General features: G+C 35.2%; 17 protein-coding genes. 12 read left to right on the forward strand and 5 right to left on the reverse strand.

Translation table 11 applies throughout. From position 1 onward, the window contains the following. Positions 1-55: 55 nt before the first annotated feature. Together ACIGAM_RS04030 and ACIGAM_RS04035 are read left to right on the forward strand one after the other, a co-directional pair. Positions 56-517 (forward strand): hypothetical protein, encoded by a 462-nt coding sequence (locus tag ACIGAM_RS04030; RefSeq protein ID WP_396510183.1) that lies wholly within the window; start codon positions 56-58, stop codon positions 515-517. A 185-nt stretch (positions 518-702) separates the two neighbouring features. After that, complete coding sequence (locus ACIGAM_RS04035; protein ID WP_396510184.1) at positions 703-882, forward strand: hypothetical protein; 180 nt, start codon at positions 703-705, stop codon at positions 880-882. A gap of 111 nt (positions 883-993) precedes the next feature. Here ACIGAM_RS04035 and ACIGAM_RS04040 read toward each other — a convergent pair whose 3' ends face one another. Next, positions 994-2097 carry a glycosyltransferase family 4 protein gene (locus ACIGAM_RS04040; RefSeq protein WP_396510185.1) on the reverse strand — a complete coding sequence of 368 codons (1104 nt, stop codon included), beginning with the start codon at positions 2095-2097 and terminating at the stop codon, positions 994-996. A gap of 196 nt (positions 2098-2293) precedes the next feature. On the opposite strand from ACIGAM_RS04040, the gene ACIGAM_RS04045 reads away from it, so the two are divergent. Then, positions 2294-3052 carry a lipopolysaccharide kinase InaA family protein gene (locus ACIGAM_RS04045; protein ID WP_396510186.1) on the forward strand — a complete coding sequence of 253 codons (759 nt, stop codon included), beginning with the start codon at positions 2294-2296 and terminating at the stop codon, positions 3050-3052. Between the two features lie 4 nt (positions 3053-3056). Here ACIGAM_RS04045 and ACIGAM_RS04050 read toward each other — a convergent pair whose 3' ends face one another. The 3 genes from ACIGAM_RS04050 to ACIGAM_RS04060 are packed head-to-tail and all read right to left on the reverse strand — an operon-like array spanning position 3057 to position 6771. Continuing rightward, positions 3057-4883 carry a glycosyltransferase gene (locus ACIGAM_RS04050; protein WP_396510187.1) on the reverse strand — a complete coding sequence of 609 codons (1827 nt, stop codon included), beginning with the start codon at positions 4881-4883 and terminating at the stop codon, positions 3057-3059. Next, positions 4873-5946, reverse strand: a complete 1074-nt coding sequence (locus ACIGAM_RS04055) for a glycosyltransferase family 9 protein (RefSeq protein WP_396510188.1) — start codon at positions 5944-5946, stop codon at positions 4873-4875. Before ACIGAM_RS04055 ends, ACIGAM_RS04050 begins: the two co-directional genes overlap by 11 nt. Positions 5947-5955: 9 nt before the next feature. Beyond that, the gene (locus ACIGAM_RS04060; RefSeq protein WP_396510189.1) at positions 5956-6771 is read right to left on the reverse strand and encodes a 2,3,4,5-tetrahydropyridine-2,6-dicarboxylate N-succinyltransferase; all 816 of its coding nucleotides are present in this window, start codon (positions 6769-6771) and stop codon (positions 5956-5958) included. 134 nt (positions 6772-6905) lie between these two features. On the opposite strand from ACIGAM_RS04060, the gene ruvX reads away from it, so the two are divergent. From ruvX to ACIGAM_RS04085, 5 genes are all read left to right on the forward strand, one after another. Continuing rightward, positions 6906-7313, forward strand: a complete 408-nt coding sequence (ruvX, locus tag ACIGAM_RS04065; protein ID WP_396510546.1) for a Holliday junction resolvase RuvX — start codon at positions 6906-6908, stop codon at positions 7311-7313. 43 nt (positions 7314-7356) lie between these two features. Beyond that, on the forward strand, positions 7357-7944 hold the full coding sequence (gene def / locus ACIGAM_RS04070) for a peptide deformylase (protein ID WP_396510190.1): 588 nt from the start codon (positions 7357-7359) through the stop codon (positions 7942-7944). Positions 7945-8065: 121 nt separating this feature from the next. Continuing rightward, a complete protein-coding gene (locus ACIGAM_RS04075; RefSeq protein WP_396510191.1) occupies positions 8066-8614 on the forward strand; it encodes a DUF5606 domain-containing protein in 549 nt (182 codons plus the stop codon). A 76-nt stretch (positions 8615-8690) separates the two neighbouring features. Beyond that, positions 8691-9464, forward strand: a complete 774-nt coding sequence (gene mazG / locus ACIGAM_RS04080) for a nucleoside triphosphate pyrophosphohydrolase (RefSeq protein ID WP_396510192.1) — start codon at positions 8691-8693, stop codon at positions 9462-9464. Between the two features lie 89 nt (positions 9465-9553). Further along, positions 9554-10501, forward strand: a complete 948-nt coding sequence (locus ACIGAM_RS04085; protein ID WP_396510193.1) for a sterol desaturase family protein — start codon at positions 9554-9556, stop codon at positions 10499-10501. A gap of 1 nt (position 10502) precedes the next feature. Here the strand turns inward: ACIGAM_RS04085 and ACIGAM_RS04090 are convergent, their stop codons facing one another. Continuing rightward, the gene (locus ACIGAM_RS04090; protein WP_396510194.1) at positions 10503-11258 is read right to left on the reverse strand and encodes a helix-turn-helix domain-containing protein; all 756 of its coding nucleotides are present in this window, start codon (positions 11256-11258) and stop codon (positions 10503-10505) included. A 277-nt stretch (positions 11259-11535) separates the two neighbouring features. Here ACIGAM_RS04090 and ACIGAM_RS04095 point away from each other — a divergent pair, with 277 nt between their 5' ends. Genes ACIGAM_RS04095 through ACIGAM_RS04110 form a run of 4 tightly spaced genes read left to right on the forward strand, consistent with a single transcriptional unit; the run spans position 11536 to position 15461 of the window. Continuing rightward, positions 11536-11931, forward strand: coding sequence for a molecular chaperone Tir (locus tag ACIGAM_RS04095; protein WP_396510195.1), 396 nt, complete (start codon positions 11536-11538; stop codon positions 11929-11931). Positions 11932-11943: 12 nt separating this feature from the next. Beyond that, complete coding sequence (locus ACIGAM_RS04100) at positions 11944-12663, forward strand: PspA/IM30 family protein (RefSeq protein ID WP_396510196.1); 720 nt, start codon at positions 11944-11946, stop codon at positions 12661-12663. A 44-nt stretch (positions 12664-12707) separates the two neighbouring features. Next, positions 12708-13379 carry a hypothetical protein gene (locus ACIGAM_RS04105; protein WP_396510547.1) on the forward strand — a complete coding sequence of 224 codons (672 nt, stop codon included), beginning with the start codon at positions 12708-12710 and terminating at the stop codon, positions 13377-13379. 15 nt (positions 13380-13394) lie between these two features. Then, the gene (locus ACIGAM_RS04110) at positions 13395-15461 is read left to right on the forward strand and encodes an SPFH domain-containing protein (protein WP_396510197.1); all 2067 of its coding nucleotides are present in this window, start codon (positions 13395-13397) and stop codon (positions 15459-15461) included. Positions 15462-15543 lie beyond the last annotated feature (82 nt).

Genomic DNA, 15543 nt, shown 5'->3' on the forward strand with positions numbered 1-15543 from the left:
TTTTTCCTAGAATTGAAGCTGAAACAACTTAGTAACTTATTCTAATATTTTATTCATGAAAATTACAGTTTTGGCTCCCTATACATTTAATTATATAGATGCCATTGTCGACAAATTGCGCGAGTACCCTGATGTGGAAGTGACCTATATTAATTATGAAAAAGTTAAATATCAATACCCTTCTACCGTTTCAAGAGTCTACAATTTTTTTTTAAAAACGTTCACTGGCAAAAATTTAAAGAAGCAGTTCATTACCGAGCAGTTAATTGATAAATTAGCTGGTAAAGCGGACCAAGATTATATTCTTGTAATTAGGCCAGATAAACTGGAGCGAAAATTACTTCTTCATTTACGGAATAAAACAAATAAATTAATTTCTTATTATTTCGACCCTATTTTAAAATTCCCTAAGAAAGGTAAATTAATCGATTATTTTGATGAAGTTTATAGCTATGAAAAGGAGGACGTCGTAAAATATAAACTAAAGTTTTTAACCAACTTTATCCCTTATGATTAAGTTGAAATTACGAGTAGAGGTAGCGGTGTTTTTATATATCCTCGTATGATGAGCGATTTGAAACCATTGAAAAAGTTGCCAAATTTTTAAAACAACATAATTATCCTTATAAATTTATAGTAAGAAGTAAAAAAGAGGTAAAGTCAGAGTATCTGGAGATTATTAAGAAGGATATTGACCTCAAAATGGTAAATATTCTCATGCAGGATTATGACATTTTGCTTGATGTCCAAAAAGGAAATCAAGAAGGTTTGACTTTTCGCATTTTTGAAGCACTTGCACTTAAAAAGAAACTTATAATCACCAATAAAAGTATTGTAGATTATTATTTTTATGATCCTCAAAATCTTTGTTCTCGATACTAAAAACATTACAATTTCAAATGAATTTCTAAAAATTAATATAAAATAGTTCCCGAGCATATTTTGAAATCCTATTCAAAAGAATCTTGGATACATGCGGTATTTAATATTTAATTAAAGCTTGTTATAAAATTTTTTGTAGTTGCTTTTCATGACATCGAGTGTGAATTTTTCCCTAACTAATTTTTCTGATTTTTGAGTAAAAGTATTAGCGAGATTTTCATCATTTAGTACTTGTAAAGCACGTTTTGCAAGGGCTTGATCATTTTCAACTGGCACAATAAAACCGTTTATCTCGTTAGTTACTCCTTCATCGACTCCACCGGCATCGGTAGAAACGACTGGAGTTCTTGTGGCAAATGCCTCTAAAATTACCAGAGGTAACCCTTCAGTCTTTGAGGAAAGCATTAAAACATCAAATCCCTTAAGAAGTTGAGGACCATCATTACGAAAACCCAAAAAGAAAATGTCGTGCTCCATTTTTAATAAGGCTGCAAACTCCATTAATTCCTTGAGCAAGGGGCCGTCTCCCGCAATTACGAATTTAACTTCTGATTTTAATTCTTTCTTAATATATGCAGCAGCTTTTATAAAAGTATGTATATCTTTTTGAGGTACTAATCCAGCTAAAGTTCCTACGATTTTTGCGTCAGGATTTAACTTTAATAACTTGCGCACATAATCCTTATCTGTTGCCTGAGTGTATTTTTCTACATCGATACCATCATAAATCACTTCAATTTTAGAATGATCTTTTATAATAGGTTGCAATACCTTTTCAACAGCTTTTGAAACACAAAGAATGTTAGTAATATTAGAAGAATTGTATTTTATTTTTTTAAATAGATTGGAGCTGATTCTGTTATTGCGTTTTCTGATATAAATGAGCTTTTTATTCTTCAAAAACGTTTTAGCCAAAAGAGCCATCGTTAAGCCACTACTGTCGTGTGCGTGAAGAGCCAAAACTTTCTCTGATTTAGAAACCTTAATAATGTTCAGAACGTATGAAAGCGAAATTTTACTTCCTCTTGGTACGCTTATATATCTAAGATTGCGCTCACGACACCTTTTTTCTACTTCAGAATTTTCTGGGCATAGTACAATATGTGATTGATCGTTTTCCGAACTCAAAAGTTCTACAATCGTTAACATTTGAGAATCACCTCCACGCCAGGCCATTCCAGAACATATATGCAATATGCAACGCTTATTAATCATAGTTTTGTTTTAATGTTTGAAAAGTAATACAATGATTCAGGATCAAAAACTATCTGTGTATTTTATAATTGAGGTAATTTTACAATTATAAAATAATTAATTACGTTGCAGAATATATTAGATAAATTATATTTCCTTGTCTCCTATTGAAAAATACTTTTACAATTAAGACTAATTTTGCGTATCAATTCATACAATGAAAATCGTTGCAGACAAAAATCATAAAAATAGTCTTTCTGAACTAGAAGCACTGATCAAAAATTTCGAAAGTAAGGGTAAAATGCTTTCTGATGGTACACGCAATCAGATAAAAATTTTTCAGTTAGACCGTGACGAGGTGGCTATTAAAGCCTTTGGGGTACCTAATTTTATAAATAGAGTTGTTTACAAGTACTTCAGAAAATCTAAAGCGCAGCGCTCGTTTGAGTATGCGCAGAAGTTGTTGAGTTTACATATAAAAACTCCCGACCCTATCGCTTATGCGGTTGAAGATTCAGGTTTGCTTTTTGGTAGGAGTTATTATGTATGCAAAAATTTAAATGCAGACCTAACCTACAGGACTTTAGTTCACGATAAAAATTACCCAGATTGGAGAAAAATTCTGGTAGATTTTACTGTCTTTACCTTTGAATTACACGAAAAGGGAATTCATTTTCTAGACCATTCTGCAGGAAATACATTAATTAAAAAAACGGAAGCCGGTTATGATTTTTACCTGGTAGACCTCAATAGAATGGAGTTTAAACCAATGTCTTTTAAAACCCGAATGCACAACTTTTCACGACTTACTCCACACCGGGAAATGGTTGCCATTATGGCGCAGGAATATGCACATTTAGCAAATTATGATCCTAAAGAAACCGAAGATGCTATGTGGCAGGAAACGGTAAATTTTCAAGAGCGTTTTAAAAAGAAGCGTGCCTTAAAAAAGAAACTTAAATTCTGGAAGAAATAGAATTTTAATTGATATTTCTCAAATTACGAAGCTCAATATAGCGCATTCTCACAGCGTATGCCTGTAGTTTGCTTATAGTATAACCCGGCAACCCATCTCTAAACCCTTGTTGCAGAACATAATGTTTAAAAAAACGCCAGCACGGTTTAAGTATAAAGTGATAGGCCGTTAATTTTCCGGTAATCTTATCATAGTCTTTGGCTTGCCAGAATGCATATGTTCTAAGCTTATCAACATATTGTTTTTCAGATTTAAAACTGAAATGATCTATTTTGTTCTGGAGTATTCCTATTTTATTGGTGCATTTTATTTCAGCGTGAACAGATTTATTTTCATACTTGCATTGATCATGCTTAAATAAACGGATTACTTTATCGTTTTGCCAACCACTATAAGAAATTACTTTATTTTTAAAATGATTGCGGCGATAAATCCAATAACCAGCAAGTTCAGGATCAGGATTTTGTAAGGTGATTAGAATTTCGTCTTTTAAGGACGGAGTTATTCGCTCGTCTGCATCAATAATCAAAATCCATTTATGCGTAGCTTGAGGAATTGCCCAATTTTTCTGAGATGCGGAATTCTCATAGTTACGTTGTAGAATAGTTGCAGAATAACGCTTCGCAATTTCTAGAGTTTTATCTGTACTAAATGAATCAACTATAATAATTTCATCAGCAAAATCTACAGATTGTAATGCTTGCTCAAGATTAGCCTCTTCATTAAATGTAGGAATGAGTACTGAAAGTTTTTTACGGTTCTCAATTTTAGGAAGCGTTGGTACGGCAGAGCTCCACTTAAGGGGTTTGTAATTGAGAAGCTTACGCATTTTATATTTGCGTACGAGATTGAGTGGTTTCTTTTTTAAATAAGATTTATCCTTATGTAAAAAGTCTATCGTAGCCTCGATGACCCGCTTGCTCGATTTCCCATCAAAGTAAGGGTGTGTTATCTGTATATAATTTTTTATAGCAGTCATTAACCCTGCTGGTTTTTCTACCGCTTTTATTATTGCTGTTTCTAAATCCTCAGCTTTCTCAATATTAATAAAGTGAGGTCCGGGTTTAGAATTGTTAAATGTAATTACCGGTTTTTCCTGTAAAATAAATTCAGTAATTGCAGATGTTGTATCGGCCAGCATCAAGTCTGCTTTCTTGAAAAGTGGCATGAGATCTGTCGTATTGTAATATGTAAAATCAGGTCCTTCCAGCTGTTTAAACTGGTTTATTATATGTTCTGGTAACTTAGGATGTAAAACGCACAAAAACCTGTACCGTCCTGTTTCTGAAAGTCTTTTTATTTCTTGAATCATACTTTCTTGATACGCAAGACTGTATTTAGGTGAAAATGTTGAAGCGATAAAAATTACTGGTTTTTCGGTAACCGGTTTTGGTACTAATGGAAATAAAGGATCTACTTTACTCCATCCTGTTTCTACAACTTCAAAAAAGCCAAGCTTCTTTTTCTTTTCATTAAAAACAGATGTAGTAGAAGGTCCTTGTGTGCAGTATAAATCAAAGAAACTACGTATTCTAAAGTGTCCCTTACGCATACTGTGCTTATTTGCCAGAAAACCGTGAAAGATCTGTACTTTGATCCCGGGTATGAAATAAGCAACGCTGTCTGTAGCCGTTAAAACAATATGTGGGTGGTAGTATATAGCCTCTTCAACAGTATTACAAACCGCCTTCCCTGATATTGCTTTTTGTGTATACTCCAGGTCAGCAAACCATTTTACCTCATAGCCCAGCCTTTTGATTTCTTCTTCTAAAGGTTCACCTATAGGAATACCATAGGTGTGCGAGATATAGATGAGAAATCTATACTTCATAAGGAGTTAAGTTTTTTAAAAAACGCATCAAATCAGGTTTAATTAAATCTGGAGTAAAGTTCTGATATAAATTATGGTTTTCTGCCAGGATTTCTTTTTGAGATTTTAAATGTTTAAAGAGTTGGGGTTTGAAATGTTGTAAATGAGCACTGCTGTGAATTTTATCTTCCTCAAAACTCCAGGCTTTTGTTTCTATTTGTGGAGCGTAAATCGCAAATGTACGCGTGCCTACTGCTTTGGCCATGTGTATGGCGCCACCTTCATTACCTACAAGCGCATCGCAATGATGGCATATCGCGATAAATTTCCGAAGGCTTTTAGCATAGCAATTTAAAAATATCTTAGCCTGAACCTTAGGAGAGCACAATTTGTATAGTTTTTTAACTTCAGCGAGCTGACTGGGGATATAGTTAAATAATAATTGTGCATCTGAGGTAGCAATGAGTGTTTCTAAAAGTTCTGCAAGATAAGAAAGCGGATAGGTCTTCTGAGGATTGCTTCCTAAAACACCGATCATTATAAGAGGTTTAGAGAGATCTATTTTAAAACTCTTTAGAAATTCTTTTGCCTCAGTAATCTCAAGATCACTTAAATAAATTTCGGGTTGATAAGGTATTGTTTGATCTAAACCCAGGCATGCTGCTAATTTAAGCCTAAACTGTATAGCTAGTCCGGCTTTATTTACTTGAATACTTTCGTAGGTAGAACTCGTGGTATAGAAAGCCCGAGTATACCATTTGGCTCTTCCGGAACGAATTTTAGCACCGCTATAAAAAGATAAGAGGGCAGAACCTATTTTAGAGTATGCATCAATAACTGCGGTAAAGTTTTGAGCTCTAAGTAAGTGTGCAAATTTTAAGAAAGAAATTTCAGCACCCTCAAAGTCTTCCTGATCAAAAATAATGTTATCAATCATCGGGTTATTTTCAACAACCGCAAACGTATGTTTTTTAATGAGGTAATGAAGTTCTGCTTCAGGATATAATTCTCGTAGGGCTTTAAAAAGGATAGATGACGTAAGAACGTCACCTATCATCTTCTGTTGTATAATGAGAATTTTCATTAAAAATGTTTATACCGCTACATCATATTCGCGAAGCGCATCATTTAAAGAAGTCTTCTTGTTGGTACTTTCTTTACGAGTACCTATAATTAATGCACAAGGAACATTGTATTCTCCTGCAGCAAATTTCTTAGTATAACTACCGGGAATTACCACAGAACGTGGTGGTACATACCCTTTAGTTTCAACAGGAGTATCACCAGTAACATCGATAATTTTAGTGGATGCGGTTAATACAACATTTGCACCCAGAACAGCTTCTTTACCTACATGCACGCCTTCAACAACAATGCAGCGAGATCCTATAAATGCGTTATCTTCAATGATAACAGGAGCTGCTTGTAGGGGTTCTAAAACACCACCTATGCCTACACCACCACTTAGATGTACATTTTTACCTATTTGAGCACAACTACCTACGGTTGCCCAGGTATCTACCATCGTACCTTCATCTACATACGCTCCTATATTTACATAACTAGGCATTAGGATTACACCTTTAGAGATATATGCACCGTGACGTGCAACTGCATTAGGCACAACACGTATTCCTTTATCCTGATATCCTGTTTTAAGAGGCATTTTATCGTGGTATTCAAAGATACCTACTTCTAATTTTTCCATTTTTTGAATAGGGAAATAAAGCACTACGGCTTTTTTAACCCACTCATTCACCTTCCAGCCATCACCGTCTGGTTCTGCAACTCTTAAGGTACCATTATCTAGAAGTTCAATAATTTCACGTATTGCATCTTGGGTCACTTTCTCACTTAAAAGAGAACGATCTTCCCAGGCTGCTTCAATTACATTTTGTACTTGTTTCATTTAATAAGATTTCCGGTTATATAAAATAAGAGAATCGTTTAAAAAGATTCAGGGTTTAAAGATAGTTTAGGCACAATAAAAAAACCAAGATACCCGCTATAAGTTTTAAAGCCTTATTTTTGCCAAAAAATAATATGGCTCGTATTCTGGCATTAGATTATGGTACAAAGCGCACAGGTATTGCGGTTACTGATGAGTTGCAGCTTATAGCCTCTGGGCTAACTACTGTAGATACTAAAACTTTAATGGGTTTTTTAAAAGAATACTTCGCAAAAGAAAATGTAGAGCTTATACTTTTAGGAGAACCTAAACGGATGGATTACAGCGCATCGCAAGTTGAAGTTGAAATTAGTAAATTTCGCGACAGCCTTGAAAAAATTACTTCAATACCCATACAACGGGTTGATGAGCGTTTTACCTCAAAAATGGCTGCGCAAACGCTTTTAACCGGTGGCGTAAAAAAGAAAAAAAGACAGAATAAGGCACTTTTAGATGAAATAAGTGCTACAATTATTCTACAGTCTTACTTATATAATTTGTAAGCTTGCTGAATAATTGAGAATTAAAATATAGAAATTAGAACTCATGATTTTACCTATAGTTGCATACGGAGATCCCGTATTAAGAAAAAAAGCAGCTCCTATTGCTAAAGATTTTCCAGAATTAGAAAAGCTGGTTGATACTATGTTTGATACGATGTATGCGGCTAGTGGAGTAGGGCTCGCTGCGCCTCAAATAGGAAAAGCAATACGTTTATTTATCGTAGATGCGACACCATTTGCAGATGATGAAGATTTGACTGAAGAAGAACAAGCACGTTTAAAAACATTTAAAAAAGCATTTATAAATCCTGAAATTCTAGAAGAAACGGGTGAAGAATGGGCTTTTAACGAAGGCTGTCTAAGTATTCCCGGTGTTAATGAAGATGTTTTTAGATGTCCTAATGTCAAGATCAAGTATCAGGATCTTGAGTTTAACGAGCATATAGAAGAATTTGATGGATTATTAGCACGTGTGATTCAGCACGAATATGATCACATTGAAGGAATTTTATTTACAGATAAACTAAGCAGTCTAAAAAAACGTATTATTAAGAGTAAACTTGCAGGTATAAGCAAAGGAAAAACCAATGCAGAATACCGCATGCGTTTCCCCGATAAAAAAATGCGTTAATTAATTTTTCACTTAGGCTTCTAATAAATTTTGAAAATTGAAAAAGAGCCTAGATATTTGCCAGCCTTTTAGAGAATATAATTTTAGAAATTAAACCCGCTCTCGCGGATAAAAATATAATATGAGTTTAGATAAAATAGTTTCAATTTCAGGTAAACCGGGATTATATCACCTTCGCGCACAAACGCGATCTGGTTTTATTGCAGAATCACTGGCAGATGGTAAAAAAATGCCTGTAGGTTTAAGGCATAATGTAAGTGTTCTTTCAGAAATCTCTATTTATACCCTAGATGGGGAGTCACCTTTACGTGAAGTTTTCGCTAAAATTGCTGAGAAAGAAAATGGCGGTAGCGCAATAGATCACAAAGGTTCTAAAGATGAACTTGAAGCTTATTTCTTTGAGATTCTACCAAATTTTGATGAAGATCGCGTTTATGCAAGTGATATCAAAAAAGTAATACAGTGGTATAATTTATTACAGAAAAATAACCTTTTAGGAGAAGCTCAAAAAGAAACTGCAGATGAGGCTTCTGAAGAAGGCAAATCTAAAGTAGCAGCTAAAGCTGCTCCTAAAGCACAAACGACTGCGAATACTCAGCCTAAAGGTGGTAAATCATCTTCGGCTAAAAAAGGTGCAAGTGCAAAAAGCACTGCAGCCCGTAAAAAATAAACAGATTAGTTTTTATAAATTAACCACAATTTGATTTAAATCAGATTGTGGTTTTTTAGTTTATACACATATCGCTATGAATACTAGAGAAGAGCAGTTAAAAGCAATAGATCGTTTACTAACTATTATGAGTGAGTTACGTGAGCAATGCCCGTGGGATCGCAAACAAACCTTACAAAGTCTTAGGCACCTTACCATAGAAGAGACTTATGAATTAGGAGATGCGATTCTTGATAATAACCTAGAGGAAGTTAAAAAAGAGTTGGGCGATTTATTATTACACATTGTGTTCTATGCAAAAATAGGTAGTGAAACTAACGATTTTGATATTGCAGACGTGGCTAATGGAATATGTGAAAAGCTTATTTCGCGGCATCCGCATATATATGGCGATGTTAAAGTTGATAATGAGGAAGATGTAAAGCGCAACTGGGAAAATTTAAAACTGAAAGAAGGTAAAAATTCGGTATTAGAAGGTGTGCCTAAATCGTTGCCGGCACTTGTAAAAGCTAGTCGTATTCAGGATAAAGTTGCAGGTGTAGGTTTTGACTGGGAAAAGCCGGAGCAGGTTTTTGAAAAATTACAGGAAGAACTAGCCGAACTACAGGTTGAGGTAGATGCGCAGGATCAGGTTAAAATGGAAGCTGAGTTTGGTGATGTTCTATTTTCGATGATTAACTATGCGAGATTTTTAAAAATAGACCCTGAAAGTGCACTTGAGCGTACTAATAAGAAATTTATTAAGCGTTTTCAGTATTTAGAAACTAAAGCGAAAGAGAAAAATAAAGATTTGCGAGATATGACTCTGAGAGAGATGGATGTGTTTTGGGAAGAGGCTAAAAAACTTTAAAATTGCAATATTATTAAAAATTAGAGCTTTAGCATTAAAAATAGTGTATTGTGCCTTGCAAACGTTATTTTTGGAATTAAACCAACTTTATGGACTTTACTAATCCGTTGATATACGGCGTTCCCTGTTTTTTAGGATTAATACTCGTTGAACTTACTTACAGTAAACATTCTGAAAGAAAAGAATTATACCACTGGAAAGATCTTACCGCCAGTCTGGTCATGGGAATTGGTTCTACACTTATCGCTCCCTTAGTTAAGACAATCACCGTTATTCTTCTATTTAATTGGGTATATGATATCTTTAATCCTGAAATAGACGGAATTCGAACAAATATCATGGGTTGGAACTCCTTTGGTTACGCATGGTATGTATGGATTTTATGTCAATTGGCAGACGACTTTTCCTATTACTGGTTTCATAGACAAAATCATATGGTTCGGTTTTTCTGGGCAGCACATATCGTACACCATTCATCAGATAATTTTAATTTGGGAACAGCGGTGCGTAACGGTTGGTTTACGATATTCTATAAGCCATTATTTTATGTGTGGATTGTCGCTATAGGCTTTCCACCAGAAATGTTAGTTGTTTGTTTAGGTATTGAAGCACTATGGCAATTTCAATTACATTCTCAATATGTGCCAAAGCTGGGTATCATAGATAAAGTATTTAATACCCATACGATGCATCAAGTACATCACGCCAGAAATCTGGAATATATGGATAAGAACCATGGTGGTTTTTTAAATACTTTCGATCGTATTTTTGGGACTTTCAAAGAACTCGATGAGGAAATAGATATTGAATATGGCGTAACTCATGCTCCTAATTCATACAACCCGCTAATTATACTTACCCATGAGTATAAAGACATTTGGTTAGATACAAAAAAATCACCCAAACTTTACGATAAGTTTATGTACATTTTTGGCCCACCAGGTTGGAGCCACGATGGCAGCACTTTAACAATAAAGCAACAACGTAAGCTGCTGCGCGAGGAAGAAAAGTTAGGTGATTTTGAACTTGCAGAGTAGTTTATAGTCGGCCTCTTAATTTTGCAAATTCCTGCTCGAGCATAAGAAGTTTTTCTTCAATACCGCTTGAAATTTCAGTAACACGTCTGTTAAAAACTGCGCTTATTGACCAGAGCTCTTTAACATCAGATACAGCAACTGTAATCTCATCTATACTCTTGTGATCTGCTCTTAAAGTGAGTTGATCATGTACGATATAAAGTCTGCGTAAAATGAGCTGGTTCATCGCCAGAATAAGCACAAGAGTACCATTTTTTAATTTTTTATAGTTCTCCAGGGCTACAAATTCTCCTATGACCCAGTCTTTAGGAAACAAACCCTGATCCTGACTACTCATTTCCAGGTTTGTGATAATGTAGGCGCGCAAGGGTGTTTTGATATCAATGGGTACTTCAACGTGCACCATATCGGCAATAAAACTGTTCTTATCAAAGTAGTTTATATAATCAGCACTATTCTTTTCGGTAATGCAGGGTATTGTGGTAAAACGTTCTTTATTAATCGCTTCTAATTGTTCGGTTAGGTCCCCTTTAAATTTTAAAAGTTCGTTTACAGTTAATTCACGTGTGAGCAAATCATCTATGGGAATGCTAAAATAATTAGCAATTTTTATTAAAGTTTCGATCTTAGGTTCGCTACGACCTTCCTCATAAGCGCCTAAAGTACCTCGTTTTAAGTCAAATAGCTCTGCAAATGACTGTTGGCTTAGTGTTTTAACGCTACGAATTTTTCTAATATTTTTTCCAAAAAAAGACATATCTTGCTAATTTAATTTGCAATTTGTAAATTATTAGTTATATTTACCTAACAATATTAGCTAATAAATCATCAATCAGCTAATCTTTTTAGTATTACTAAAAGATTAGTTGGCATTATTTTCAAATAATTTATTCATCAATCAAAAATCAAACGTTATGGGAATGCTTATTTACACATTATTAACAACAATATTTACCGCTGTCTGAAGATTTAAACCACAGTTTTTTGTATTATTAAACTTTAGAAAAATTTAACATTTCACTAAGTACTAACTAATGAAAGATCATTTCTTAATTACAAAATCCTTTCTACTTGAACTCGATTTCAACATAACATTTGAGAATCCTGAAGATGGGATAATCGTTGTGCAAAAGGAGAGTTCAGGTATACGAAATCTTATTCTGGGAGTTGCTCCACCTATTTTAATACTGGAGCAATTTATTTTTAAGATTAACAATCAGTCTGAAAAAATTTTTAAAAGCTTGTTACAAAAAAACAGAGATATCATTCACGGGGCATTTGTGATAAACGAATCTGGTGAGAAAGTGATATTTAGAGATACACTTCAGATTGAGAATATGGATATTAATGAATTGGAAGGTTCTTTAAACTCACTAAGCCTTTTAATGAGTGAGTACTCAGATAAAATTATTGAATTTTCAAAATATTAAACCTTAGAAACCATGAACATTTTTAGACGTCTATTTAAAATAGGAGAGGCTGAAGCAAATTCGGCAATTGATAATATGGAAGACCCTATCAAATTAACAGAGCAGGGAATTCGTGATATGAAGCAGGATCTTGATAAAAGTCTGGAGGCTTTAGCGCAAGTAAAAGCTTTGGCTATTAGAGCCAAAAACGATCAGGATGAATATCAAAATAAAGCAGAAGACTACCAGAGTAAAGCTATAATTATTCTCAAAAAAGCGCACAACGAGCAAATGGATTCTGCAGAAGCAGACCGCCTGGCTAAAGAAGCTTTATTAAAGAAAGAAGAAGCGCAGAAACAAGTAGAGCAGGCTAAAGTTGAATCTGAGAAATTTGACGGTAACGTAGCGCAATTGCAAAAAAATATTCAGAATATAAAAGCGAATATCAGCAAATGGGAGAATGAACTTAAAACGCTTAAAGCCCGTGTTAAGGTAAGTAACGCGACTAAAAGCCTCAATAAACAAATGGCTGAATTAGACAGTACAGGTACTGTTTCCATGCTTGAGCGTATGAAGGAAAAAGTTGCGCAGGAAGAAGCTTTAGCAGAAGCGTATGGAGATATAGCCAGTTCAAAAAAATCTATTGATGACGAACTGGATAAAGCAGCAGATCTTACAACTGAAAAAGCAGAAGACGAACTTGAAAAATTAAAATCGCAATTAGGTTTTAACGATTCTAAAAACCAGGCATAATCGTGAACGCAACATTAACAGAAGTCCTTTTTTCACCCGTAAATATGGTTCTATCCATATTGTTGATCATCCTTATTTTATACTGGATTGTCACCATGATAGGAGGGCTTGATTTTGATCTTGACATTGATGTCGATGTAGATATTGATGCAGATGTAGATCTTGATACCGGTCTGGAAGGCGGGAATATGGACTTTGAAGATGTGTCTAATGTTGAAGTGACAAAAGAGAATGTAATAGGGAAACGCCGTAAACCCTTAAAAGGTTGGCAGATTTTCCTGATCTACTTCAATTTTGTTGGACTTCCGTTTATGTTCACCTTTACCTGCTGGATTTTTATCTGGTGGTTAATGACCAGTATAACTACTGCGCTTACATTTACTTACGATAATGTATTTGGCTTTGCAATTATGTTAATTGCGTGTATTCCGGCACTATTTGTAAATAAAATATTTACAACTCCTTTTAAAGGTTTTTTTACTCATCTGAACAAAGACGGTGATATAGCAGTAGACTATTTGGGTAGAAAAGCAACTTTGCTTTCAAATATTTCAGGCGAAAAAATGGGCAATGCAGAAGTTGTTGCAGACGGCAACTCCATGTCTATTTATGTAAAATCACTTACGGGTGAGCCACTAATTTATGGAAGTTCGGTGTTGATTATTAAACACTCACCAGATCATACCTATTACTTAGTACAAAATTATAACGACTAAATAAATCAATCAAATATGAATCAAATTTTACCAATTATTGGAATTGGACTAGGAATTCTCTTGTTCCTGGTTATCGTTTATTTCGCGATCATCGCGATGTTTTACAAAAAAGTGCATCAAGGTCAGGCACTTATACGTACCGGTTTTGGAGGTACAAAAGTAGCAACAGACAAAGGTTTGTATGTGGTTCCTGTTTTCCACAGAGTAGAAATAATGGACGTTTCTGTCAAGAAAATCCAGATAGAACGTATGGGTGTAGAAGGTCTTATTTGTAAAGACAATATGCGCGCAGACATTAAAGTGGCATTTTTTGTTAGGGTTAATAACGATGTAGCCTATATCAAAAAAGTAGCGCAGACTATTGGTGTGGCTCGTGCTTCTCGTATAGAAACCTTAGAAGATCTTTTTGAAGCAAAATTCTCTGAAGCTCTTAAAACTGTTGGGAAGAAATTTCAGTTTATTGAATTGTATGAGGCGCGTCGCGAGTTTCGTGATGAGATCGTAGATATCATTGGTACAGATCTTAATGGGTATACGCTAGAAGATTGTGCGATTGACTTTTTAGAGCAAACTCCGGTTATACATTTAAAAGCCGATAATATTCTGGATGCTGAAGGGATTAAGAAAATTACAGAGCTTACCGCAATTCAGAATGTAAAAGCAAATCTTATTAAGAGAGATGAGGAGAAAACCATTCGTAAGCAGGATGTTGAAGCTCGCGAGGCGATACTAGAGTTAGACAAACAGCTTGCTGAAAAAGAAGAACAGCAGAAACGAGAGATTGCTAATATTAAAGCACGGGAGGAAGCAGAGACGATGAAGGTTGCAGAAGAAGAGCTCCTGAAGTCTGAAACAGCGCGTATTGCAACACAGGAAAAAGTTAAGGTTGCCGAAGAAAATATGGAGCGTCAGATTATTGTCGCTGCAAAAAATAAACAACGCACTGATGCTGTAGAAACAGAACGTGTTGAAAAAGATCGTTTATTGGAAGCAACTGAAAGAGAACGTGTGGTAACACTAGCTCAAATTGAGAAAGAGAAAGTTGTAGAAGTTGAGAAGAAAAATATTCAGGATGTGATACGCGATCGTGTTATTCTTGAAAAAGGTGTGGTGGCCGAGCAGGAGAATATGAAAGATATTCAGGCATTTAAAACGGCAGATCGAGATAAGCAGGTTAAAATTACCATAGCTGAAGCTAATGCAGAAGAATCATTAATTAAAACGATTAAAGCTGCCGAAGCTCAAAAAGAAGCGGCTAAGCAAAAAGCGGAAGAGATCAATATCGAAGCACTTGCACATAAAGAAGCTTCCGAAAAAGAAGCGCAGGCACGTAAAATTTTAGCAGAAGCACAAGCTAAAGAAGAAGCGACTGTAGGTATGTCTGAAGCACAGGTAATGCACGCAAAAGCAGATGCGCACGAGCGCCAGGGTGTTGTTGAAGCCTCTATTATAGAGAAGAAAGCAAAAGCAGAAGCAGCCGGTATGGAAGCAAAAGCAGATGCCAAGCGCAAAGATGGTATGGCAGAAGCAGATGTAATAAAAGGTAAAGCACTTGCAGATGCAGCAGGTATCGAAGAGAAAGCAAACGCAATGAAGAAACTTGACGGTGTAGGTAAAGAGCACGAAGAGTTTAAACTGCGTTTAGATAAAGAATTGCAGGTTGATCTGGCACATATAAACATTCAAAAAGATATTGCTGATGCTCAGGCTCAGGTAATAGGCGATGCGTTGAAAGCAGCTAAAATTGATATTGTAGGTGGCGAGACCATGTTCTTTGATCAGATTATCGGTCAGATTACAAGAGCAAAAGGTTACGATCGACTGGTAGCTAACAGCACTAACATTCAGGATGTAAAGAATGCAATTTTGGGCAGCGATGATGTCAAAGGCAATCTGCTTGAAAAAGTAAAAGAGTTTGCAGACAAATACGGCGTTTCTTCAGAAAATATTAAAAATCTTACGATAGCAAACCTGTTGATGCATCTCAAAGAGCAATCTCACGACAGTGAAGAGCAGAGTTTATTTGGTAATCTTTTTAATCTTGCAAAAGGTTTAGGTTTATCTGATAAGAAGCTGAAGTAAAATTAAATAAGCACTTCGACAGGCTCAGTGTGACGTTGTGGTGTCAGTCTGAGTTTGTCGATTACTTTAAGAAAAGTAATTC

Source organism: Leeuwenhoekiella sp. NPDC079379 (assembly GCF_044542075.1).
Taxonomy (GTDB): Bacteria; Bacteroidota; Bacteroidia; order Flavobacteriales; family Flavobacteriaceae; genus Leeuwenhoekiella.